Annotated in this window: 24 protein-coding genes; 17 read left to right on the forward strand and 7 right to left on the reverse strand. The window is 40.0% G+C overall.

Annotation, left to right across the window (positions count from 1 at the left end):
- Positions 1-37: 37 nt before the first annotated feature.
- Positions 38-223 (reverse strand): YlaF family protein, encoded by a 186-nt coding sequence (locus AABM38_RS07995; protein WP_423409910.1) that lies wholly within the window; start codon positions 221-223, stop codon positions 38-40.
- Between the two features lie 153 nt (positions 224-376).
- Here AABM38_RS07995 and typA point away from each other — a divergent pair, with 153 nt between their 5' ends.
- The 3 genes from typA to AABM38_RS08010 are packed head-to-tail and all read left to right on the forward strand — an operon-like array spanning position 377 to position 2,853.
- Positions 377-2,212 (forward strand): translational GTPase TypA, encoded by a 1,836-nt coding sequence (typA, locus tag AABM38_RS08000; protein ID WP_335427857.1) that lies wholly within the window; start codon positions 377-379, stop codon positions 2,210-2,212.
- A 21-nt stretch (positions 2,213-2,233) separates the two neighbouring features.
- Complete coding sequence (locus AABM38_RS08005; RefSeq protein ID WP_423409911.1) at positions 2,234-2,548, forward strand: YlaH-like family protein; 315 nt, start codon at positions 2,234-2,236, stop codon at positions 2,546-2,548.
- 11 nt (positions 2,549-2,559) lie between these two features.
- On the forward strand, positions 2,560-2,853 hold the full coding sequence (locus AABM38_RS08010) for a hypothetical protein (RefSeq protein ID WP_423409912.1): 294 nt from the start codon (positions 2,560-2,562) through the stop codon (positions 2,851-2,853).
- Positions 2,854-2,927: 74 nt separating this feature from the next.
- Here the strand turns inward: AABM38_RS08010 and AABM38_RS08015 are convergent, their stop codons facing one another.
- Positions 2,928-3,128, reverse strand: a complete 201-nt coding sequence (locus AABM38_RS08015; protein WP_423409913.1) for a YlaI family protein — start codon at positions 3,126-3,128, stop codon at positions 2,928-2,930.
- 157 nt (positions 3,129-3,285) lie between these two features.
- Between AABM38_RS08015 and AABM38_RS08020 the strand changes: the two genes are divergently transcribed.
- Positions 3,286-3,741 carry a pyridoxamine 5'-phosphate oxidase family protein gene (locus tag AABM38_RS08020; RefSeq protein WP_423409914.1) on the forward strand — a complete coding sequence of 152 codons (456 nt, stop codon included), beginning with the start codon at positions 3,286-3,288 and terminating at the stop codon, positions 3,739-3,741.
- A gap of 201 nt (positions 3,742-3,942) precedes the next feature.
- Here AABM38_RS08020 and AABM38_RS08025 read toward each other — a convergent pair whose 3' ends face one another.
- Positions 3,943-4,527 carry a YhcN/YlaJ family sporulation lipoprotein gene (locus AABM38_RS08025; RefSeq protein ID WP_423409915.1) on the reverse strand — a complete coding sequence of 195 codons (585 nt, stop codon included), beginning with the start codon at positions 4,525-4,527 and terminating at the stop codon, positions 3,943-3,945.
- Positions 4,528-4,815: 288 nt separating this feature from the next.
- Here AABM38_RS08025 and AABM38_RS08030 point away from each other — a divergent pair, with 288 nt between their 5' ends.
- A complete protein-coding gene (locus AABM38_RS08030; protein ID WP_423409916.1) occupies positions 4,816-6,156 on the forward strand; it encodes a PhoH family protein in 1,341 nt (446 codons plus the stop codon).
- Positions 6,157-6,283: 127 nt separating this feature from the next.
- Here AABM38_RS08030 and AABM38_RS08035 read toward each other — a convergent pair whose 3' ends face one another.
- Positions 6,284-6,784, reverse strand: a complete 501-nt coding sequence (locus tag AABM38_RS08035; RefSeq protein ID WP_423409917.1) for a peptidyl-prolyl cis-trans isomerase — start codon at positions 6,782-6,784, stop codon at positions 6,284-6,286.
- Positions 6,785-6,972: 188 nt separating this feature from the next.
- On the opposite strand from AABM38_RS08035, the gene AABM38_RS08040 reads away from it, so the two are divergent.
- Positions 6,973-7,254 (forward strand): YlaN family protein, encoded by a 282-nt coding sequence (locus AABM38_RS08040; protein WP_335378230.1) that lies wholly within the window; start codon positions 6,973-6,975, stop codon positions 7,252-7,254.
- Between the two features lie 210 nt (positions 7,255-7,464).
- Entirely contained in the window at positions 7,465-8,673 is a 1,209-nt protein-coding gene (locus AABM38_RS08045) for an FtsW/RodA/SpoVE family cell cycle protein (protein ID WP_423409918.1), read from the forward strand.
- 282 nt (positions 8,674-8,955) lie between these two features.
- On the opposite strand, the gene AABM38_RS08050 is transcribed toward AABM38_RS08045, so the two are convergent.
- On the reverse strand, positions 8,956-9,912 hold the full coding sequence (locus AABM38_RS08050; RefSeq protein ID WP_423409919.1) for a COX15/CtaA family protein: 957 nt from the start codon (positions 9,910-9,912) through the stop codon (positions 8,956-8,958).
- Between the two features lie 619 nt (positions 9,913-10,531).
- Between AABM38_RS08050 and cyoE the strand changes: the two genes are divergently transcribed.
- The 8 genes from cyoE (at position 10,532) to AABM38_RS08090 (ending at position 18,455) form a co-directional block, all read left to right on the forward strand.
- A complete protein-coding gene (gene cyoE / locus AABM38_RS08055; protein WP_423409920.1) occupies positions 10,532-11,458 on the forward strand; it encodes a heme o synthase in 927 nt (308 codons plus the stop codon).
- Between the two features lie 100 nt (positions 11,459-11,558).
- Positions 11,559-12,632 carry a cytochrome c oxidase subunit II gene (gene coxB, locus AABM38_RS08060; protein WP_423409921.1) on the forward strand — a complete coding sequence of 358 codons (1,074 nt, stop codon included), beginning with the start codon at positions 11,559-11,561 and terminating at the stop codon, positions 12,630-12,632.
- Between the two features lie 31 nt (positions 12,633-12,663).
- Complete coding sequence (gene ctaD / locus AABM38_RS08065; RefSeq protein WP_423409922.1) at positions 12,664-14,535, forward strand: cytochrome c oxidase subunit I; 1,872 nt, start codon at positions 12,664-12,666, stop codon at positions 14,533-14,535.
- Positions 14,535-15,164, forward strand: coding sequence for a cytochrome (ubi)quinol oxidase subunit III (locus tag AABM38_RS08070; RefSeq protein WP_423409923.1), 630 nt, complete (start codon positions 14,535-14,537; stop codon positions 15,162-15,164). The genes ctaD and AABM38_RS08070 overlap by 1 nt, the downstream gene beginning before the upstream one ends.
- A 4-nt stretch (positions 15,165-15,168) precedes the next feature.
- Entirely contained in the window at positions 15,169-15,504 is a 336-nt protein-coding gene (gene ctaF, locus AABM38_RS08075) for a cytochrome c oxidase subunit IVB (RefSeq protein WP_423409924.1), read from the forward strand.
- A gap of 164 nt (positions 15,505-15,668) precedes the next feature.
- Positions 15,669-16,577: a cytochrome c oxidase assembly factor CtaG gene (gene ctaG / locus AABM38_RS08080; protein WP_423409925.1), complete on the forward strand. Its 909-nt coding sequence runs from the start codon at positions 15,669-15,671 to the stop codon at positions 16,575-16,577.
- Between the two features lie 136 nt (positions 16,578-16,713).
- A complete protein-coding gene (locus AABM38_RS08085; protein WP_335378539.1) occupies positions 16,714-17,178 on the forward strand; it encodes a DUF420 domain-containing protein in 465 nt (154 codons plus the stop codon).
- Positions 17,179-17,279: 101 nt separating this feature from the next.
- The gene (locus AABM38_RS08090) at positions 17,280-18,455 is read left to right on the forward strand and encodes a GNAT family N-acetyltransferase (protein ID WP_423409926.1); all 1,176 of its coding nucleotides are present in this window, start codon (positions 17,280-17,282) and stop codon (positions 18,453-18,455) included.
- A 103-nt stretch (positions 18,456-18,558) separates the two neighbouring features.
- Here AABM38_RS08090 and ytvI read toward each other — a convergent pair whose 3' ends face one another.
- A complete protein-coding gene (gene ytvI, locus AABM38_RS08095; RefSeq protein ID WP_423409927.1) occupies positions 18,559-19,617 on the reverse strand; it encodes a sporulation integral membrane protein YtvI in 1,059 nt (352 codons plus the stop codon).
- A gap of 637 nt (positions 19,618-20,254) precedes the next feature.
- Between ytvI and AABM38_RS08100 the strand changes: the two genes are divergently transcribed.
- Positions 20,255-20,611, forward strand: coding sequence for a hypothetical protein (locus AABM38_RS08100; protein WP_423409928.1), 357 nt, complete (start codon positions 20,255-20,257; stop codon positions 20,609-20,611).
- Between the two features lie 76 nt (positions 20,612-20,687).
- Here the strand turns inward: AABM38_RS08100 and AABM38_RS08105 are convergent, their stop codons facing one another.
- Positions 20,688-21,047 (reverse strand): YugN family protein, encoded by a 360-nt coding sequence (locus AABM38_RS08105; protein ID WP_423409929.1) that lies wholly within the window; start codon positions 21,045-21,047, stop codon positions 20,688-20,690.
- A gap of 413 nt (positions 21,048-21,460) precedes the next feature.
- Between AABM38_RS08105 and AABM38_RS08110 the strand changes: the two genes are divergently transcribed.
- Positions 21,461-21,889 carry a CBS domain-containing protein gene (locus tag AABM38_RS08110; RefSeq protein ID WP_423409930.1) on the forward strand — a complete coding sequence of 143 codons (429 nt, stop codon included), beginning with the start codon at positions 21,461-21,463 and terminating at the stop codon, positions 21,887-21,889.
- Positions 21,890-22,331 lie beyond the last annotated feature (442 nt).

The raw sequence follows: 22,331 nt of genomic DNA on the forward strand, positions 1-22,331 counted from the left end.
GCAGCCGGCTTTGATTTTGATTGGCTTTATTGGAAGGTTAAAGCTCTCCGGCTTCCCTCATTTTCTTTTTCTTTTTAAAACCGAACCCCATTACGAAAATAAGAGCAACAGTACATGCGATTACACCAAGTACGCTCCGTTCCCCAATGGCAATGCCTATCCCAATCATGCATGAAGCGGCTGCAAAAGCGAAAAATAATAATGGCCATTTTATTTGCTGCAAGGTAGTTCCCCCATTCGACATTTGGTTGGAAATAATAATATATTTAATTGTACATTAAAATGCTTTTAGGTTTCTACTCAAATTATGTTATAATATGTAGGTTGTGAAAAAAGCCAATAGATAAATTATGATATTAAAGGCAGGGTGACTTTTTTGAAATTAAGAGAAGATATTAGAAATATAGCAATTATTGCCCACGTTGACCATGGTAAAACAACGTTGGTTGACCAGCTTCTGAAGCAATCAGGTACATTCCGTACCAATGAGCATGTTGAAGAACGCGCAATGGATTCAAATGATTTAGAAAGAGAACGCGGTATTACCATTCTTGCGAAAAATACAGCGATTCAATATAAGGATAACCGCATCAACATTCTTGATACACCTGGCCACGCCGATTTCGGCGGTGAGGTTGAGCGCATCATGAAGATGGTTGATGGCGTATTATTGGTAGTCGATGCATATGAAGGTTGTATGCCACAGACTCGCTTTGTTTTGAAAAAAGCACTTGAACAGCATTTGACTCCAATTGTTGTTGTTAACAAGATCGACCGTGATTTCGCTCGTCCTCAGGAAGTAGTGGATGAAGTAATTGATTTGTTCATTGAACTTGGTGCAGATGAAGACCAGCTTGAATTCCCGGTTGTCTACGCTTCAGCGATTAATGGTACTGCAAGCTTAAATCCGGAAAAGCAAGACGAAAACATGCAGTCACTTTATGATTCAATCATCGAACACATCCCTGCTCCAGTTGATAATCGCGAAGAGCCGCTTCAATTCCAGGTTGCGCTTCTGGATTACAATGACTATGTTGGCAGAATCGGAATTGGCCGTGTTTTCCGCGGAACAATGAAAGTAGGCCAGCAGGTAGCCCTAATGAAGTTGGATGGATCAGTTAAGCAATTCCGCGTTACGAAAATCTTCGGATTCTTTGGCCTGAAGCGCCAGGAAGTCGAAGTAGCATACGCTGGAGATTTGATTGCTGTTTCTGGTATGGAAGATATTAACGTAGGTGAAACAGTTTGTCCGTTTGACCAGCAGGATGCATTACCAGTTTTAAGAATCGATGAGCCAACTCTTCAAATGACATTCCTAGTGAACAACAGTCCATTTGCCGGCAGAGAGGGTAAATACTTAACTTCAAGGAAAATTGAAGAAAGACTTCGTGCTCAGCTTCAAACAGATGTAAGCTTAAGGGTTGATAACACTGATTCACCTGATGCATGGATCGTTTCTGGTCGTGGAGAACTTCACTTATCGATCTTAATCGAAAATATGCGCCGTGAAGGTTACGAGCTTCAAGTATCTAAACCTGAAGTTATTGTTAAAGATGTTGACGGTGTAAGATGCGAGCCAGTTGAACGCGTACAAATCGATGTTCCAGAGGAAAACACAGGAGCTGTTATGGAGTCAATCGGTGCGCGTAAAGGTGAAATGCTCGACATGATCAATAATGGAAGCGGCCAGGTTCGTTTGATTTTCAATGTTCCTGCACGTGGACTTATTGGATATACAACAGAATTTTTAACTTTAACTCGTGGATATGGTATCATTAACCACACATTCGATAGCTACCAGCCGATGCTTCAAGGACAGGTAGGCGGACGCCGCCAGGGTGTTCTTGTATCAATGGAGTCTGGAAAAGCTTCTACTTATGGAATCATGCAGGTTGAAGACCGTGGAACAATTTTCGTTGAGCCAGGTACGGAAATTTATGAAGGCATGATCGTGGGCGAACACACTCGTGAAAACGATATTACTGTAAATGTCACGAAGGTCAAGGCAGCAACGAATATTCGTTCTGCAAATAAGGATCAGACTTCTGTCATCAAAAAGCCAAGAATTATGACTCTTGAAGAGTCATTAGAGTACTTGAATGATGATGAGTATTGTGAAGTAACACCTGAGTCTATTCGCCTTCGCAAAAAGATTCTTGATAAAAATGAACGTGAAAGACAAGCGAAGAAGAAAAAGTTTGCTGAGATTTAAGCTTAAGTAGGGGGAAGAGGTATGGACGTAAGCCAGAGATTATCATTTTTTGCAGCACTTTTTAGAGTCGATGAGAACCCGACCGTTGGCATGTGGCTGCTGTATCTTACAATCGTAGCGTTAAGCATTGTCGTATATAAACTTGGCTTTGCTCAAAAATTGCCATTGCTCAAAAATATTTTAATTTATGCATTCTTGTCACTTGGCTCTACCGTCCTTACCTTCCTTGCTATTTTTCTTCCAATTGCTGAGGGACTGGTCGCTGCAGCGTTAATCCTGATCATTTATAAAATGAGACTGCGCCAGCATAAAAAAGAAGAAATGAATGCGAAATAGGAGTTGGCAATATGAAATCACTCCAGGATGCTATCTATAATTGGCTGACAATTAAAATTGTCAGTGATGCCCGGCCGGACGACACTGCTGCGGTTGAAACTACTCAGCTGTTTGAACAAATCCTTGCTGAAGAGCACAAAGTTGATTCTCATGAGATGAAACGCGATGCTATCATGTACTATGTAACAGTAGTTCAGGAAGGTCAATCAAAGGAATATCGGTTTCCGAGAGACCTGATTGAAGTGATGCTCGACCAAATCAGGCAGGAGCCTGACAAATATGTGAATTACCCTGAAGAAGACTAAAAAAAAATCCGCCTCGTATAAGGCGGATTTTTCATTTTAATCGGTTCACACAGTTATGTGGGAAGCCAGGACTTTTACCATTCGTCTTTTTCGACCCGTGAACGGTAGAGCCGGAAATTGCCTGTAGCCAGTCTGAGCTTTGTTTTTTCGGCAATCCTTTCATCACAGGAATTACACATATATGTATGGATCGGACGATTCCGGAGCCGCTTTGCCTGAAGGGTATCACTATTGATTGTTTCAATTTTATCGCAGAGCACACATTTTACTCTCATTACCACACCTCTTATCAATAATAATCATACATAGCATGTTTCGGATTGGATTATATTATAGTATATCATTGTTTTTAGTCTAAAAAGTGAAAAATCGTTTGATTTGCCCTGTGTAAAGGGTTCGTAGTACTATTATGATAGTTTAAGGAGGGTGTATATGGCAAATCAAGTTGAACCTAAACTGATAAAAGCTTTATTTGATGAACTGCAAAAAGAACGTTTTGTTACATTGGCGACAGTTGACCATGAAACAGGCGGTCCGAATGTAAGTGCTATTTCATGGGTGCTGGCAAAGGATGAGCAAACCATTTACTTTGCGGTAGATAACCGTTCCCGAATCATCGAGAACATTAAAAGTAACGATAAAGCGGTGATCAATTTAATCGCAAATGAATCTACATACTCAATCAGCGGGGAAGCAAGTGTAAAGCAAGAGAAGCTTGAGGATGTCCCGTTGAAGCTTGCTCTCGTAGAAATTAATATCCGTGAAGTAAGGGATGTAATGTTCTATGGGTCAAAAATTGTCGCAGAACCACAATATGACAAAACTTATGATAAAGATGCAGCCGCCCGTTTGGATAAGCAGGTTATGGATGCAATGAGAAAAGCTTAGTCTAAATGACTAAGCTTTTTTTGTTGACCCGCCGCACCGTTTATTCCAGGGAATCATAAGGTAAAATTATGACCAAATCAATTATTCTTAGAAGGAGCCAAAAATACGTTGGAATGGTCTAAGTGCTGCAGATATACCATTCGATGTCCAAGGCTAATAAGTCCTTCTCTTTCAAAATAGAGAATCTACTCCCAAAGATCACTATTTATGATAATTTGATTCTTGCTCCTGATTCTTTTCGAGTTTTTTCTTTTCTTTGTCGCTCAGCTTATTTTTAGGTTCTTCGGTCGGACTCTTTCTTTGGGGCTCAATCATGTCAGCCGGTACCTCTGGCATTACTCTTCCAGTTATGTCCGAAAGTTCATTCATGATGCCCTGGATTGGTTTTCCGTCTTTGATATCTGCTGAAATTTCTTTTAGCCGAGCAGTAACGTCTGGGTCAGCAACGACAACCGCACGTGCTCCATGTGGATCTTTTTTCAAGGTTTCAGCAACGGTGTATTTAACAGTGTCAACCTCTGATCTTTCCATTTTGTCATTAACATCAATTCCCACGATTGCATACCTTCCAATCACGACTGCTGTTGCATCATCTACATTGGGCACTCGAGTCGTCAGTCCCACCAGATGCTTTGAAATCTGCTGACCTGACTTACGGTCTACCTGTTCAATGGCAGTGTTTTGGACTTTTACTTTATGGTCATTATTTCCTTCGTTTGCATTATTCAGGGCATTACAGGCGCTCATAAATAATAATAAGGACAAAACGGCAAGTAATCTAATCATCTTAACCCCTCCGGTTATAAATTTTTTGCTGAAAGGTTGATTGGAACTTTTGGAATGTTACTTCAATCTAAAATTCATCTTTCAAGAGACCAAATGAAAAGCATCGGCCGCTCATTGCATTGCTAATTGGATAAAATACGCGGAAGTATGCTTGATAAAAGAAATCCTCAGTGGTTATTGTGCAAAATATCTTCTATCTTTATACAGGAAGTCATATATTTTACAAAAGTCACGGCCAAGGCTGCCAAGTCGGTCGGAGTCGAGATCAAGAAGGCGGGAGGCATCAATTTGAGTAAAATATACGTACTGGATACAAACGTTTTATTACAGGATCCGCATGCTATTTTCTCCTTTCAAGATAATGAAGTTGTCATACCTGCTGTAGTGCTGGAGGAAGTTGATTCGAAGAAAAGATATATGGATGAGATAGGGCGTAATGCTCGCCAGGTTTCAAGGCTTATAGATGGGATGAGGGACACAGGAAAACTGCATGAAAAGATTAACCTTGAAGGAGGGGGCACTCTCCGGATAGAGCTTAATCACCGCTCATTCCATCAGCTGCAGGAAATATTTGTAGAAAAGACAAATGATAACCGAATACTGGCTGTAGCGAAGAACTTGAGCCTTGAAGAGCAAACAAAGGAAGATGGCCGTCAGGTAATCCTTGTCAGCAAGGATGCACTGGTGAGAGTAAAAGCCGATGCGATTGGGCTGCTCGCAGAAGACTTTCTGAGCGACCGGGTAGTGGAAGTAAATCATCAGTACTCAGGTTACGCAGAGGTATATCTGGATATTTCGGTTCTTAATCGTTTTTATGAAAAGGGAGAGCTTGATCTATCAGATCTGAATGGTCAAAATTTTGTTTTTCCCAATCAATTTTTAATCATGAAGGATCTTCTAGGGAGTTCAGCATCCGCAATTGGCATGGTTGACAGCAAGAAGAAAAAAGTGAAGAAACTGGTTTTTGAACATGAAGTGAAACATATTTGGGGAATCAGACCAAGAAACGTACAGCAAATAATGGCTTTAGAGTTACTATTACGTAAAGACCTGCCTCTTATAACGCTCATTGGACGCGCGGGGACAGGTAAAACGCTGCTTGCACTGGCATCTGGCCTTATGCAGACGGAAGATCTCGGTATCTTTAAAAAACTGCTTGTGGCCCGGCCTATAGTTCCTGTTGGGAAGGACTTAGGTTTCCTTCCTGGCGAGAAAGAGGAAAAGCTAAGACCGTGGATGCAGCCGATTTATGATAATCTTGAGTATTTATTCAATACAAAAAAACCAGGAGAACTAGATGCCATCCTTGCTGGAATGGGTTCTATTGAAGTGGAAGCATTAACCTACATCAGGGGCAGGAGTATTCCAGATCAATTCATTATTATCGACGAAGCGCAGAATCTGACTAAACATGAAGTGAAAACAATTCTTACAAGGGTAGGGGAAAGAAGCAAAATTGTATTGATGGGAGATCCAGAACAAATTGACCATCCATACCTTGACGCTTACAATAATGGCCTTACGTATGTGGTTGAAAAATTTAAAGACCAGCAGATTGCTGGCCATGTGAAACTTGTGAAAGGTGAGAGATCCGCTCTCGCACAGCTTGCTGCAGATTTGCTTAAATAAAATTCGGATACGTAAACAACTATATCCGCAGTTTTTAATAACCGTGAATATACAGAAACAGTCTTAAGCAGAACTTTTTAAAAAAACGGGCATCACTCAAGATGCCCGTTCGGTTAACCCATACATATTATTCAACTGTAAATCCAGTCACTTTTTTGATTGGATTTTCCGAATTAGAGCCGTCATGATAGTAAACATGTAATGGGCCATCTTCCGTTAATGGCTTACCGTCTTTTGAAAACCCCAAAACTACCCTAGAAGCTTCTGATAAAGTAAGTTTAACATCTTCCTCCATGCCGCATTCAATAAGAACATACTTCGCATCGGATTCAGGCTCAGCATTCTCAAGAAATGGCTTGAATGGGATGCCAAAGGTACCTGTCAGCACCTTTTCCTTTTGGAACTTAACTTCTGTCTTTAATGTTGGGGGATATACAGCACCTTCCATAATTTCACGGTCCCAATGCTTAGAGATGGACTTGGTGTATTCTTCAAGATCACTGATTTGTGATTGTTCTTGCTGGAAATATGTATTCAAATCCACTTTTCGGTCGTCAAATATCCAGACTCCTGGATCTAATGTGATCTTGTATTTCACTTTGCCTTTAATAGGGATAATAGTTTCCATGATGTTCCTCCTGCTATTAGACATCTTCTTTCCTAAGTATATCGATAAATTGAAAAAATGTCATTCTGACAGGTGTTTCAGCTTGTATCCAATAATTTCTGAATCCTTAATATTCTTGCATTTTTGGTGGCTTAAGGGTAAAATTTAAAGATAGGATCGGGTAATCGCTCGGAAACGGGGGGATCAAGTTGGCGTCTGATATGATAATAAACCATCAGGAAAAAGCCCATGCCTTACTAAAGGCTGACGCTGATAAAATTTTAAAGCTGATCAAGGTGCAAATGGATAACCTTACAATGCCTCAATGTCCTCTTTATGAAGAGGTTTTGGATACGCAAATGTTCGGCTTATCAAGAGAAATAGATTTTGCAGTCAGACTCGGCTTAATCGAAGAATCGGACGGTAAAGTTATTCTTGGCCAATTGGAAAGAGAACTTTCTGCTCTGCATGAGGCTTCGTTAAGAAAATAAATTCATAAAAACTCAAACAGTCCGAAATGATTGTTTGAGTTTTTTTGTGATTATGTATTCATGAAATGAAAGACCCACTTATTTTAATTACTCCCATATGACATAGTTTAAAGATGTTTTAAGTTTTCACGAACTTTTACTTAAACTAAGGCAGGATATTTCAACTTATAGTAGAATAGATAAAACAACTTAGAAGATGGGGAAGAGACGATGTTAAAAAAAATACTGAAATCATATGACTATTCATTGATCATTGTAATTACGCTCCTATGCTTGTTCGGACTTGTCATGGTTTACAGTGCCAGCATGGTCACTGCCATCCAACGATATGATTATCCCAGCGACTTCTTTTATCAAAAACAGAAATTAAATCTAACTCTATCAGCTATTCTGTTTGTGTTTGCTGCTTTCTTTCCTTATAAAGCGATAAAAAGCACAAAAATTCTCTTGCCGATGGTCGGCTTAATTTTAGGCGGGCTTGCTGCTCTATTCCTATTTGGGAAGGTAACGAATAATGCCCTCAGCTGGTTCGAAATCGGTGCGAGAAGCGTCCAGCCTTCAGAATTTGCTAAGCTGAGCGTAATCATTTATCTGTCTGCTGTTTATGCAAAAAAGCAATCGTACATAAATGAATTTAATAGAGGCGTTGTGCCTCCTCTAGTGTATCTGGTATTGGTGTGCATCCTTGTAGCGATACAGCCGGACTTTGGTACAGCCGCCATCATTTTTGCGATTGCAGCGACGATTATTTTTTCTTCAGGAATGAACCTGAGGAATATATCTAAGCTGATCCTTATTGGTTTGGTCTTTCTTATCCCATTAGTTCTTTTGCTTCAGAATGAGATTTTCTCGAAAACGAGAATCGAGCGTTTTACTGCGTACAGCAATCCTTTTACAGATGAAAAGGATTCCGGATACCATCTCGCGAACTCTTATTATGCGATCGGTTCAGGTGGTCTGAAGGGGCTTGGACTTGGTGAAAGTGTCCAAAAGCTAGGCTATCTGCCAGAACCGCATACAGATTTTATCATTGCGGTTATATCTGAGGAACTTGGTATATTTGGAGTGGGGTTTGTATTACTAAGTCTCGCTTTTATTGTCTTAAAAGGAATATTTATAGGCTTGAGGTGCAAGGACCCATTTGGCAGCCTGCTCGCAATTGGAATTTCAAGCATGATTGGCATTCAGTCTTTTATCAACTTAGGGGGAGCTTCCGGTGTTATACCGTTAACTGGCGTACCGTTGCCATTTGTAAGCTATGGAGGATCTTCGCTGCTGCAGTTGGCGATTGCTACTGGAATTCTCGTGAACATTTCGATGTTTGTTAATTACGAAGAGAAGTATAAAAAGGATAAAACTGCCGAACCGACTCCTAAGCCTTCGATCGTAACTCAGAACACATTTAAATTCCGATCATAAAAAGAACAAAAAGCGCAAGCGCCTTGGTCAGCCCCGACAAGCGCTGGCCGACTAAAACCGCCACGTCCTGTGGCAACGTCGGCACTAAGACATCGTGTCTGTCGAAGGGCCGACCAGTGAAGTCGTTCTTTGACTTCATTGGGCGGACCGAAACTAGACAAGCGACTCGTGGGGCTAGGCGCTGGAACTGGATTAAGCAAATCCGCCTTGAGTAATCCACACCTGAAAAAATTTATAATTTCCTAATCAATAAAAAAAAGCTGCAGCAATCGCTGCAGCTTTTTATTTTGCTGTGGCAGGCGGGAGATCCACTGGTTTATGCTTTTGGATATTTGCTGCATTTTTCTTGCTTCTGGAAACAAGTAGAATAAAGTAGCTAAATACACCAAACAGTACAGAGATAAAGAATGCGTGTGCTAATGCAACATATAGGTTAAGTCTTGTAAATATGATCATTGAGCCTGCAGTTACCTGAAGGGATACAAGAATGAAAGAAATAATCCAGCCCCAATACAATACTTTCTGATCCTTGTATTTTTTAATTGCCAGGTAGGTGACATATGCAATCCATATAAAAATGAATCCGGCTGCCGCCCTGTGGCCCATCTGGACCCATTCATAAATATTAGTCGGAAGCAGTGGACCTTCATTGGTGCATAATGGCCAGTCTTTGCAAACGAGGCTGGCGTTCATATGTCTTACTAGTGCACCTGTATATACAACCATATAGCTGTATACAGAAAGCCCGATGATATGAAATTTCATTCTCTTATCAATCACAAGCTTTTCGGCCTGAAATTTTTTATCGACTTCAAAAATAAGCATGGTCAATAAAAGAACAGCAGCAAATGAGATGAGGGAAATGCCGAAATGGAGCGCCAATACAAAATCAGATTGACCCCATTTTACGGCTGCTGCACCAATCAATGCCTGGAGCATCAAAAAGAAAAACGATAATACCGATAAAAACTTTGTTTCTCGAATATGGCCGATTGTCCTCCATGTCCATATTGACAGGGCCAAGACCATTATACCGACGCTTCCGGATACAAGCCTGTGAGCAAGTTCAATGATTAATTCCGGTGTAATATCAGTCGGAACGAATTCTCCATTACATAGCGGCCAGGATCGGCCGCATCCCATGCCTGAATCTGTCTTAGTTACAAGTGCTCCTCCGAGCAAAACAAATAGCATTCCAATCGTGGTCAATACAGCAAGCCACTTAAGGGAACGTTTCATAAAACATCACCTGCTTATTTAAAGTTCGATAAGTTGTCAAATAATAATCTTGACATGTATAATAAAAGAATCTTGTAGAAAAGTAGAAATTCTATCCATATAATAACGAATTTTGACGAAAAAGGATAGAAAGCAATACTTAAGATACTACACAATAAAAGATAAATATTCAATACTTCTTGTCCTTAATGGACATTCAGGATTTTTATAGGTAAAATGTGCAGTGCAAGGCATGTACTTGTCATACAAATTAGAATACATACAAGCTTTATGGCTATCATGAAAATATTATCCAAAAATATATATATTAAGATGAAAGACAGTGAAATCATCTTGTCTTGATTTTATAGGATTATTTCTTGCAATGGAAAAGAACTTTATGGATAATGGCGGTAAGACACAAATTAGTCAAATTTTGTTCAAAAAAATTCACAAAAAAGTTGTGAAGTGTGATTTAATATACAACGTAGGTGTTATTTTTCTACACAAACAATTAACAGCCTTTACACGTTGGGATTAGTGAAAACTATCGTTAGATATAGCACTAAAAACTCTTCTTTTTTTTGTTAAAATTTGTTTACCAAATTTAACAGATTATTGGGGATGAAGGAGGATATGGATGTCTAATTCAAAAGCTTTCAGTGAAGCTGTATTAGAGGACGGACAGCCTGCAGCCGTGGGGAACACGGTGCTTAAGGACTTTCTGGCATTAATAAAAGTAGGCATTGTGAATTCAAACGCGATGACCACTTTTACTGGATTATGGCTGGCGCTTCATTTCAGTGGTGCCCATTTTCTGGATAATATTGATTTAATCCTGGTTACGTTAGTAGGATCATCCCTTATTGTCGCGGGCTCATGCAGCCTTAACAACTATATTGACCGTGACATTGACCATCTAATGGAAAGAACAAAGGGCAGGCCGACTGTGACCGGCAGGGTGCAGCCTGGCAAAGTAGCACTAATGAGTTTCCTTCTTATTGGGGCGGGAACGGCATTCTTATTAACCACTACATTAACAGCAGCGGTTATTGGGATCATAGGCGTATTCAGCTATGTAGTTCTTTATACGATGTGGTCAAAGCGCCAGTATGTTTCTAACACGATCGTCGGAAGTATATCAGGTGCGGTCCCGCCGTTAATCGGCTGGGCAGCAGTGGATGCCAATCTTGATGTGATGGCCTGGATGCTGTTTGCCATTGTATTTGTTTGGCAGCCTCCTCACTTTTATGCGCTAGCAATGAGAAGGGTAGAAGAATACCGGGCAGCTGGCATACCAATGCTTCCTGTTGTAAAAGGATTCAAGGCAACGAAGAGATCAATCTTTTTGTGGGTAACTGCATTGCTGCCATTGCCATTTTTCCTTCCAACACTTGGAATTCCATTCATCATTCTCGCTACAGTGCTGAATATTGGCTGGCTGGCTTTGGGAGTCTATGGTCTTAAGCTTAAAGATGATATAAAATGGGCGAAAATGATGTTTATCTATTCATTACAATACTTAACAGTCATGTTTGTCGCTATGGTAATTGTCACATTAATATAACCTTTGTTAGGAGATCCTCTCTTTGACGAGAGGGGATTTTTCCATATATTTTAACAACAAAATTTATAAGTTTTTTACGAAAGAGGGGTTTAATTAAGCTATGAAGATGCTTGCTAAATGGCGTCTGCTATCAGTGTTCGCAATGATAGCATTAGTCTTGTCCGGCTGTGGTGAACCTTACCTGTCTACATTAAGACCTGCAGGTGAAGTTGCGCAATCACAGTATGAACTCATGTTATTGAGTACGGCAATTATGGTGGGAGTAATTGCTGTTGTCACAATCATTTTTATTTATGTAGTAATGAAATTCCGCAGGAAGAGTGACAGTGAAATTCCAAAGCAGGTTGAAGGAAACCACAAACTTGAAATCCTGTGGACAGTTATTCCGATCTTATTGCTTCTAATTCTTGCTGTACCAACTGTTGCACAAACTTTTAATTTGGCGGATGTTTCACCAATGGATGAGAAAAACAAAGATGGTAAAACGGATGTCCTAGTTGTTAATGTTCGTGCAAATCTTTACTGGTGGGAATTCGAGTATCCGAATGAAAAAATTATTACAAGCCAGGAATTAGTGGTCCCTACAGATGAAAAGGTTTACTTTAACCTTAAAGCTTCTGATGTAAAACACTCATTCTGGATTCCGTCAATTGGCGGTAAAATGGATACAAACACAGATAACGTCAACAAATTCTGGCTGGAATTTGACAGCAAGGGTGCTGATGAAGCTGGCGGACTTTTCTATGGAAAATGTGCTGAGCTTTGCGGACCTTCTCACGCATTGATGGACTTCAAGGTTAAGGCTTTGCCACGCGCTGAATTCGATCAATGGGTAGCAGGCATGCAGACAGTTAAAGAGCCTGTTAAAGCAGAAACCCAAACTGCACAAGAAGGACAAGAAATTTTCAATAACAGCTGTATTGGCTGCCATGCTGTAACTCCGGCAAACACTGCTCCTGAAAAGGCTCGTGTAGGCCCTAACTTAACAAACTTTGGCGATCGTTCACGTATTGCTGGTGTTCTTGACCATACTCCAGCAGACCTTAAGAAATGGTTAGAGGATCCAGATGCATACAAGCCAGGCAACAAAATGACTGGTGCATATGGTGAATTATCCGATGACCAGATTGCAGCATTAACAGAATATCTGATGGGCTTGAAAGTCCAGAAATAACAGGGGATTTGTTTGAAAGGGAGGTAAAACTGTGAGTACCTATGCTCAGAAAAAAGGATTCGGCGCTACGATATGGGAGTTCTTAACAACAGTCGACCATAAGAAAATCGCGATCCTTTATCTAATTGCTGGCGGATTCTTCTTTATCCTTGGTGGATTGGAAGCGTTATTCATCCGTATTCAGCTGGCTGTACCTAACAATGATTTTGTAAGCGCAGGATTTTATAATGAAATTCTGACTATGCACGGAACAACAATGATTTTCCTTGCAGCGATGCCGCTTATTTTTGCTTTTATGAACGCTGTTATGCCGCTTCAGATTGGAGCGCGAGATGTAGCGTTCCCTTACATGAATGCATTAAGTTTTTGGCTGTTCTTCTTTGGTGGAGTTTTCTTGAACCTATCATGGTTCCTTGGCGGAGCTCCTGATGCAGGGTGGACTTCATACGCATCACTATCCATTGCGTCCTCAGGCCATGGTATCGACTTCTACGCATTGGGATTGCAGATTTCCGGTGCGGGAACACTAATGGGTGGGATTAACTTCCTGGTTACAATTATTAACATGCGTGCACCAGGGATGACTTATATGCGTATGCCGATGTTCACTTGGGCAACTTTTGTAACATCAGCATTGATCCTATTTGCATTCCCTCCGTTAACTGTTGGTTTATTCTTAATGATTTTTGACCGTATGTTCGGATCTAATTTCTTCGATGCAACGATGGGTGGTAACACAATTATCTGGGAACACCTTTTCTGGATTTTTGGACACCCTGAAGTTTATATCTTGATTCTTCCAGCGTTCGGTATTTTCTCTGAGATTTTCTCCATTTTCTCTAGAAAACGTCTATTTGGATACTCATCCATGGTATTCGCAACCGTATTGATCGGTTTCCTTGGATTCATGGTATGGGCTCACCATATGTTTACAACTGGATTGGGACCAATTGCGAACGCTATTTTCGCGGTAGCAACAATGGCAATTGCGGTTCCGACTGGTATTAAGATCTTTAACTGGATGTTCACTATGTGGGGAGGAAGCATTAAGTTCACGACGCCAATGCTGTGGGCAGTTGCTTTCATTCCTTCATTCGTTGCCGGTGGTGTAACTGGGGTTATGCTTGCATCTGCTGCAGCTGACTATCAGTATCACGACAGCTATTTCGTAGTAGCTCACTTCCACTATGTTATCGTCGGCGGTGTAGTGTTCGCGCTATTTGCAGGAGCACACCTATACTGGCCAAAAATGTTTGGAACAATGCTAAATGAAACATTAGGCAAAATTACTTTCTGGTTATTCCTTATAGGATTCCATTTAACATTCTTTATCCAGCACTTCTTGGGATTGATGGGGATGCCACGCCGTATCTTTACATTCCTTCCTGGACAAGGATTTGAAATGGGTAACCTAATTAGTTCTATTGGTGCAGGCTTCATGGCTGTTGCAGTAATCGTTCTATTAATCAACGTCATCATGACTACCGTTAAAAACGAAAAAGTTGGGAATGACCCATGGGGCGATGGCCGTACACTTGAGTGGGCTATTCCATCACCACCGCCATTCTACAACTTTAAGCAGCTTCCTTTAGTTCGTGGATTGGATGCATATTGGCTAGAAAAAATGGAAGGCAAAAAAGTCATGACTCCAGCTGAACCGCTTGGAGATATCCATATGCCTAACAATTCTTTCCTTCCATTCGTAACGTCATTTGGACTTTTCGTTGCTGCATTTGGGGCTACGTACCACGCAGAAAAAGATTGGGGACTTCTCGTTCTGATTCTCGGTATGGCTATTACTTTAGGATCTATGTTCGTACGTTCTATTAAGGATGATCATGGATTCCACATTCATAAAGAAGACTTAATTGATGAAGATAATGATAAGGGGGTAAAGGCATAATGCAAGCTGAAGAAAAATTCACTTATGAAACATGGCCTGCCGCGCCTGAAAAAGCAACCCTCGAAGCAAAGAACAAGTTTTTGGGCTTCTGGTTTTTCCTTGGGGGAGAGACGGTATTGTTTGCCACTCTCTTCGCCACTTATCTTGCACTAAAAGACAAAGTTCCAAATGCAGAAATGGCTCTTGCAAAAGACCTATTCGAAATTCCGATTGCTTTTGCAGCGACAATGCTGCTCCTTACAAGTTCTTTAACAAGTGTATATGCTATGTATCACATGAAGAACTTCAACTTCAAGAAAATGCAGCTTTGGTTAGGATTAACGATCCTTTTAGGAGCAGCTTTCCTTGGTTTGGAAATTTACGAGTTCAATCATTATGTACATGAGTTTCACCATACATTCACGAGCAGTGCATTTGGATCAGCCTTCTATACATTAGTAGGCTTCCATGGTGGTCACGTTGCTTTCGGTTTACTATGGATCACTACATTAATGGTTCGTAACTCAAAGCGTGGATTAAATCTCTACAACGCTCCTAAGTTCTATGTTGCCAGCCTTTACTGGCACTTCATCGACGTTGTGTGGGTATTTATCTTCACAGTAGTATATCTAATGGGAATGGTGGGATAATCTGATGGCGAATCAACAACCAAGTTCAGGGAACCCAAGAGTAGACATCGAATATCGTCGCAAAAAAAGCGCCGAAGAGATGAGATACCAAATCGTTTCTTTCACATTGATGATTTTCTTGACAATCATTGCCTTCGTTGCTGTAGGATATGAAGGATTTTCAGGCTGGTTTACAGTACCATTTATTCTGCTGCTTGCAGTAGTTCAGGTTATTTTCCAGCTTTACTATTTCATGCACATGAGCCACAAAGGACATGAAGCAGTTTCATTATTCCTATACTCCGGAGTACTTGTCGGAGCAATCACAGTCCTGACTTTTACGACCATTATTTGGTGGTAAGGTTTAAAAAAAATAATTCAAAGAAAAAATCGGCCAAAAAAGCCGATTTTTTCTTTGAATGCTATTGCTCTAGCATTTAATGGAAGACGCAATACGTTGAAGTTGTATTCCAATGAAAGTATAATGGAAGTAAAGTTTTTTATTTAGACGGGGTGGAAAAGATTATGCTTACTCTAGATATATTTGGATTCAGAGCCTTATGGAGCCCGTTTTTTTTCCTTGCACTAGCAGGATTATTAATAGCTTACTACCTTATTGTTTTTAAATATTTCGGACGGTTTAAGGATGGAGTACCAGCTACGAAAAAGCAGGCTGCTTATTTTACTGCCTTCATCATCGTGCTCTATTCAATAAAAGGTTCACCTGTAGATTTAATGAGCCACATCATGTTTTATATGCACATGATCCAGATGTCGGTCCTTTATTTGATTGCACCTCCTCTATTGATTTTTGGTGTGCCTAATTGGCTTTGGAGGACATTTTTAAGTCTTCCATACATTGAGCCGGTTTTTCGTTTTTTAACTAAGCCGCTGGTTGCCTTAATCATGTTTAATGGAATATTTTCAATTTATCATATTCCGCTTGTTTTTGACTTTGTCAAAACGGATATGTGGCTTCATGCCGGGTATACTTCAATTCTATTTGTTTTTGCTATACTAATGTGGTGGCCGCTCATAAATGAACTGGAAGAATATCAGACATTATCTGGTGTTAAAAAGATGGGGTATATCTTTGCCGATGGTGTACTGATAACTCCTGCCTGTGCGTTAATTATTTTTGCTGATGCTCCAATGTATGCTACTTTTTCGGATCCCAATGCATGGGCACAGGCTCTGCAATTATGTGTACCAACAACAACTCTTTCTTCGCTCAATCTTAGTGGTCCGGAAACCTTCAGTTCTATGTCGTTGCTGGAAGACCAGCGGCTGGGTGGAGTAATCATGAAAGTCATCCAGGAACTCGTTTATGGTTTCTTCCTTGGATATGCATTTTTCCAATGGTTCCGAAGTGAAGAGGACCAGACTGAGCAGGATGCTATAAATCTGGCACGTGCTCCGCAAACAGTAGAGTAATCGAGAATAAATTATGGCTTTCCAGATCGTGGGAAGCCATTTTTATTTTACATTGATTAGAATCAATGATTGAAAAAATAACTCCTGTCACCTACAATTAACCTTATGGAGAAATAATGATTGTGAGGGAATTTACATGTCGAATTTACCAATCTTGCCAACGATCAGCACATCGTTTATCGTTTTGAGTGCCATCTTTGTTGCGATCGGCTGGGCCCAGATAAAACAACGAAAAATTGAGAAACACCAAAAGACAATGATGCTGGCTGGAATATTTGCGTTAATATTCTTTATTATATACGCATCTCGGACAATCTTTATCGGCAATACATCATTTGGAGGACCAGACAATATCAAGATTTTTTACACCATTTTCTTGATCTTTCACATTTCACTGGCAACAATCGGTGCTGTTCTTGGAATTATCTCCTTGTACACAGGCTATAAGAACAAGCTTGAACGTCACCGCAAATTAGGTCCAATTACAAGTATCGTGTGGTTCTTTACCGCGATTACCGGAGTAGCAGTTTACATGCTGCTTTATGTATTTTATAAAGGCGGAGAAACTACTTCTGTTATAAAAGCCATACTTGGATTTTAATTTTCGTTTTAAAAACATTGCGTGAAGCAATGTTTTTTTATTTATTTGAAGGGTTTAAAGGTTCTGAACCGAAATATTGATAAATAAGGGGTGAGATTAGTTTGGAAATCAAAGTGTTATCAGAGAAAGATTTTATACAATCGATGAAACTATCCATGTATGCATTCCAATATCAAGTTCCGGAAAAAGATATTCCAAAGAGATTAGAAAAATTAAAACAGCATAGGCTGCTTGGCATTTTTAATGGTGAAGAGCTTGCTTCAAAGTTACATATTTTATCTTTGAGAATCAAGCTTGGTAAAATGGATTGGAAAATGGGAGGGATTGCTGGTGTGGCAACTTATCCAGAGCACAGGCGAAAGGGATATGTAAACGCGCTAATGAAAAAATCACTTGAAGTGATGTATGAAGAAAATCATATTGTTTCATTCCTTCACCCATTCGATATCCATTTTTACAGAAGGTTTGGCTGGGAAATCATCTCTGATTTTCGGACTATCCAGATTGGAAAAAACGATTTGAAACCCATTGGGGACTATACAGGTAAAATTAAGAGGTATCAACAAGAGTCCCATTCCCCTGATATAGAATTGGTTTATGATCAATATGCTGCGAGGCACAGTGCAATGCTTGAAAGGGATCTTAGCTGGTGGCAGAACAGTATATATGGCAGCCAGACTGCTGCTGTCTACTATAATTCTCAGAATGAACCAACAGGTTATCTTTTATATGATATAAGCGATCAAGTAATGAAGGTCGAGGAATACGTACCTCTAGATCATGAAGCACGGCTTGGTCTGTGGAACTACATCTGTCAGCATGATTCAATGATAGACAGGGTTGAAATGCGGCTTTCAGTGCATGAACCCTTTCCTTATTTTTTATCAACGCCTAAGCTTAAGACAGAGGTATATCCTTATTTTATGGGCAGGATTGTAAATGCTAAAAAAGCAATAGAGTCCTATCCTTTTCATGATGATGGCAGTAAAGTCTTTTTACATTTAGAAGACTCTATGGCATCCTGGAATAATGGAACCTTTTTAATAGGAGGGGAAGAGGGTGTTACATTCTATCCTGTTAAAGCAGGAAGTTCTTGTGTAAAGCCGCCGCAAAGAGGACTGCAGCTTAATGTGAACGCCCTTACCGCTATGCTATTCGGCTATAAACGGCCATTGGAGTTGTATGACATGGATATGCTCAGAGGCAATTTTGAGGAAGTAGAGGACTTGGAGAAAAAGATTCCTCTATTTAAGCCTTTTTTCTATGACTTCTTTTAATCGAGCCAAAAGTTTAGGGGAATGAGTTCATCTTCGTTTTATTCAGCCACTATATCGAAATATATTGATAAACCCGGGTGCTATAAAGCCCCGGGTTTTTTTGCTATATTTTAAATTTCATTTTAATAATGCCGGCTTCTTTAGCAGAGTTGAAGCCAATAAGGATCAGCGGACCGATGATGAAGCCCAGAATACCGAACAGTTTTAGGCCCAGGTACATGGCGATCAGTGTTGAAAGTGGGGAAAGGCCGATATGGCTTCCCATTACCTTTGGCTCCACTGTGCGGCGGATGATTAATAAAATGACTGCCAGTACTGCCAACTGGGTTCCGAGCGCAATATTGCCTGTAGCAAGGTGGAAGATGGACCATGGTGCCAATATGACAATTGAACCGATGAGCGGTATAAAATCAATCACCCATATGATAGCAGACATAACAATAGCATATTCCGGCGCAATGAAGAGCAAGCCAATCAAGGATACGATGAATATGATGACGCTGACCAGAAATTGTGCTTTTAGAAATCCAAATACGACATATGACAGCCTTGAAGTCATAAAGTGGACCTTATCAGCCGTTTTCTCAGTTAAATGGCTGTATACCCCTTGTCTTAATGCTGGTAATTCAAGCAAGAACAACACTAATGCAATCAAGTAGACAAGGAAACTGATCAGAAAGTTAGGGATATAGGTCAGCAATGCCTTCAAATTATTTATATTAATGAAGGCGATCATGTCATTTTTGAGCTTAGTCAAAAATTCCTCAGCCCGGTCGCTTATTTCTATAACTACTTCCTTAGGAAGATCATTAGCTGCTTCCACAAAACTGTTTTCTGCTTTGTACCAGGCATTCGTAACTTCATTTATGTATACTGGCGTGTTCTCGATAAGGTCTATTGCTTCTGTTACTGCCGTCGTGGTTAGGAAGTAACCGGTCACTACCATAAGCAAAACAAATAATAAAAAGATGCCGAGTACAGAGAGGCGGCGACCTATTTTGAATTTATTCTGGAAATACACAACCGCTGGTTCAAGAAATAGAGCTGTGATCAGTGCAACAATAAGCGGAATAGATACTGGCAGGATGACGTAAAGCGCTGCAGCTACAAGCATGACAATCAATGTTATGATGATGAATCGTTTAGTGAAAATACCGGACAATGGGAACTCCTTTCTATACTCCTTTTGAGTATATACCACATGACAAACAAAATATTTTGGCCCTATAAGCCTTTCAGCTAAAAATGCTGTTTATAGGTTAGTGTTGATTTGGAAACTTGTTGATTGAAGACAGCTAAAAATTAGGCTCTGTTAAAGCCCAATGTTGTTTTTAAAATCTGTTGATTGTAGTGGAAGGCGCGCAGACTCCTCCGAAAATGCTACCGCATTTCCATCGTGCGTGGGCAGATTCAAGGAAGCAAATCAATGTCCTGCGGGCTAAGCTGGTCAGGTGAGACCCCGCAGGAGCGAAGCGACGAGGAGGCTCAGCGCCAGCCCCGCGGAAAGCGAAGCGCCTGGAACGAAAATCAACAGCCTTGTTTAACAGAGCCAAAAATTAAAAAACCTTAACATTTAAATTATAGTACGCATTTAATATAAGAAACAACAAAAATCAACGTTAAACCGTTATTTCTATGCAATTTTTGAGGACAATGTTCCTTTTCTTTTCCGCCTATTTAATGAACACTTCTTTCTCGAGACATAAGAAATGAAATTGAATCTAATTAATATACGGAATAAAGTCGAAATATAAAAAGAATCTATGTGAAATCAGCCTTCAATAATAAGGGGTGGGGCAATGAAGAACACTAAGAACATCATGCCGCCATTTTTAAGGGAGGTATGCAGTGCTGTCTGTGCGATTGTTCACGCCAATATTAACGAATGCCACTATTTTAAGCAATCTAGGTTCAAGAAGAGAACAAGCATATCCTCAAAATTAAGAAAGAATGTTCTTTCTGACCATGGGGTAATAGTAGAAATTGATCAAGAAATAATAAATGTTAAAATTCATGTAAGCGTGAGGGTTAGTGAATTATCCATTTTTCACAATGCTTTGGAACTGCAGAATAAAATCATGGAGGAAATTCTGTTGTTAACTTCGTTTAAAGTGCAGCGCGTGGATATTATTATTACTGGAATACATCGGATGTAAAAAAGACGCATTTGCATGCGTCTTTTGTGTTCAGAAAGCTTGTGGGCTTCTTTTTCACATATTGGATATTTAGCTCCTATAATGCGAATTTCTCGACTTCTGCTTTAACATCTTTAAGAAGCTTATCGCACTGGCTTACAAGTGTTTTAGGGAAATGTTCACCTTCACCATATTCCACACCATGCGGATAATAATGTTTTCCAAGCAATGGAGTCATCAGCTGAATGATTGCTTTATGAGCCCCAACGTCACCTTCATGTACATGGCCTTGAACGCGAAGATAGTATGTACCTTCTTTGATCTCGTACTTCTTGTCATAAGTTACACGTTCATAATCCCATTGCCCTTCACGTACAAGACCGTGCTCAAGCATAACCTCGTCAAGACGGTTTAAGTCTGCCTTTAATGTTTCAATGCCGGTATTTTCAAATTTCATCTTATTCCCTCCTAAAAAACCACTGCTAAAATATACTAAAAAAAGATTATATCTCAGTTTCAATAATAGTAAAAAATTGAATAAGTTGCAATGAATATAAAGTGAAACTTCAATCACTTTGGTTTTTTTTCAACTGCTGATGTTTCTAAGATTCAGCCATCGGTCGTTTATCGAGAGCTGCCCAAATTTTGAGCCTTATTTTTTTCACTTGAAAAGTCTTTAAAACTGATGCACGCACTGATCGTCAATCTCGCCAAAATAATGGTCAATTTCTAGTCTTTTAACTCGCGGCAAAGATAGTATCTGATAGGTAAGCTAGAATTATGTAGACTTTCCAGCATAAAATGCCTTGTCCGGGAAATCCTAAAGTAAAGTAAAGCGAAGCAAAGCTTTTACAAAAGGAGGATCCTGAGGTGCGAAAAATTCGTGAAATCATGACTAGTGATGTTGAAACATGTACTTTGCTGGATAATGTCTTCGAGGTTGCTGTGAAGATGAAGGAATTAAATGTAGGTGCTATTCCAATTGTAGATGGAGACAGGCTGGTTGGAATGATTACCGACAGGGATATTGTCATTCGGGGCATAGCTGAGAAGCACCCGCCATCTTCTAAAGTAGAGGCAGTCATGAGCAACCATCTGGTCACTGCCACACCAGACATGTCAACACAGGAAGCAACAAAGCTTATGGCACAGCATAAGGTCAGAAGATTGCCAGTTGTGGATGGAGATAAACTTATAGGAATTGTGGCTTTGGGAGACTTTGCTATAGATGAACTTACCGATGACCAGGCGCAGCAAGCACTTTCAGAGATATCTGAACCTGGCAGCCAACTGCAGTAAAACATGGCTCAGCACCAGCCTCGCAAAAAGCGAAGGGTCTGGAGCGGAAATCAATGTCCCATTTATACTGCAGTCCTAAAAATAAAAAGAGGGTGTCCTAAAAGTTTAAACCTTTTGGGACACCCTCTTTTGTTTTCGGTTAAAGCGGACTGCTGAGTAATCCAAATGAAGATGTTTATAATGTTTTTCGCTGCGAATTCAATGCTTCTATCAAAAAGAACTCATTAAATGATATAATAATTTTAAAAATTGCTCATATAGTAATAGAAAGAATCTAGTAGGCAGATTTCTAGAAAAATGGGAATCATGGAGATAGAAAGGGTTCAGAGCATTTTGCTGCCTTGTATGTTCTTACGAATGGATCTATGCTTAATAGTTATCAACAATAAAACATTCGAACAGAGCTGAATAGAAAGGGGGTTTCCATCTGCGCACGATAGGA

The organism is Heyndrickxia sp. MSNUG (assembly GCF_049532715.1).
Lineage (GTDB): Bacteria > Bacillota > Bacilli > Bacillales > Cytobacillaceae > Mesobacillus.

Coding starts and splice junctions, on each gene's coding strand:
- AABM38_RS08105 (WP_423409929.1), bottom strand. CDS start 21,047: ATGAAATTTGAAAATACCGGCATTGAAACATTAAAGGCAGACTTAAAC.
- AABM38_RS08035 (WP_423409917.1), bottom strand. CDS start 6,784: ATGGAAACTATTATCCCTATTAAAGGCAAAGTGAAATACAAGATCACA.
- AABM38_RS08085 (WP_335378539.1), top strand. CDS start 16,714: ATGTCGAATTTACCAATCTTGCCAACGATCAGCACATCGTTTATCGTT.
- AABM38_RS08100 (WP_423409928.1), top strand. CDS start 20,255: ATGAAGAACACTAAGAACATCATGCCGCCATTTTTAAGGGAGGTATGC.
- AABM38_RS08020 (WP_423409914.1), top strand. CDS start 3,286: ATGGCAAATCAAGTTGAACCTAAACTGATAAAAGCTTTATTTGATGAA.
- coxB (WP_423409921.1), top strand. CDS start 11,559: ATGAAGATGCTTGCTAAATGGCGTCTGCTATCAGTGTTCGCAATGATA.
- AABM38_RS08050 (WP_423409919.1), bottom strand. CDS start 9,912: ATGAAACGTTCCCTTAAGTGGCTTGCTGTATTGACCACGATTGGAATG.
- AABM38_RS08010 (WP_423409912.1), top strand. CDS start 2,560: ATGAAATCACTCCAGGATGCTATCTATAATTGGCTGACAATTAAAATT.
- cyoE (WP_423409920.1), top strand. CDS start 10,532: ATGTCTAATTCAAAAGCTTTCAGTGAAGCTGTATTAGAGGACGGACAG.
- AABM38_RS08005 (WP_423409911.1), top strand. CDS start 2,234: ATGGACGTAAGCCAGAGATTATCATTTTTTGCAGCACTTTTTAGAGTC.
- AABM38_RS08025 (WP_423409915.1), bottom strand. CDS start 4,527: ATGATTAGATTACTTGCCGTTTTGTCCTTATTATTATTTATGAGCGCC.
- AABM38_RS08045 (WP_423409918.1), top strand. CDS start 7,465: ATGTTAAAAAAAATACTGAAATCATATGACTATTCATTGATCATTGTA.
- AABM38_RS08070 (WP_423409923.1), top strand. CDS start 14,535: ATGCAAGCTGAAGAAAAATTCACTTATGAAACATGGCCTGCCGCGCCT.
- ctaG (WP_423409925.1), top strand. CDS start 15,669: ATGCTTACTCTAGATATATTTGGATTCAGAGCCTTATGGAGCCCGTTT.
- ctaF (WP_423409924.1), top strand. CDS start 15,169: ATGGCGAATCAACAACCAAGTTCAGGGAACCCAAGAGTAGACATCGAA.
- AABM38_RS08015 (WP_423409913.1), bottom strand. CDS start 3,128: ATGAGAGTAAAATGTGTGCTCTGCGATAAAATTGAAACAATCAATAGT.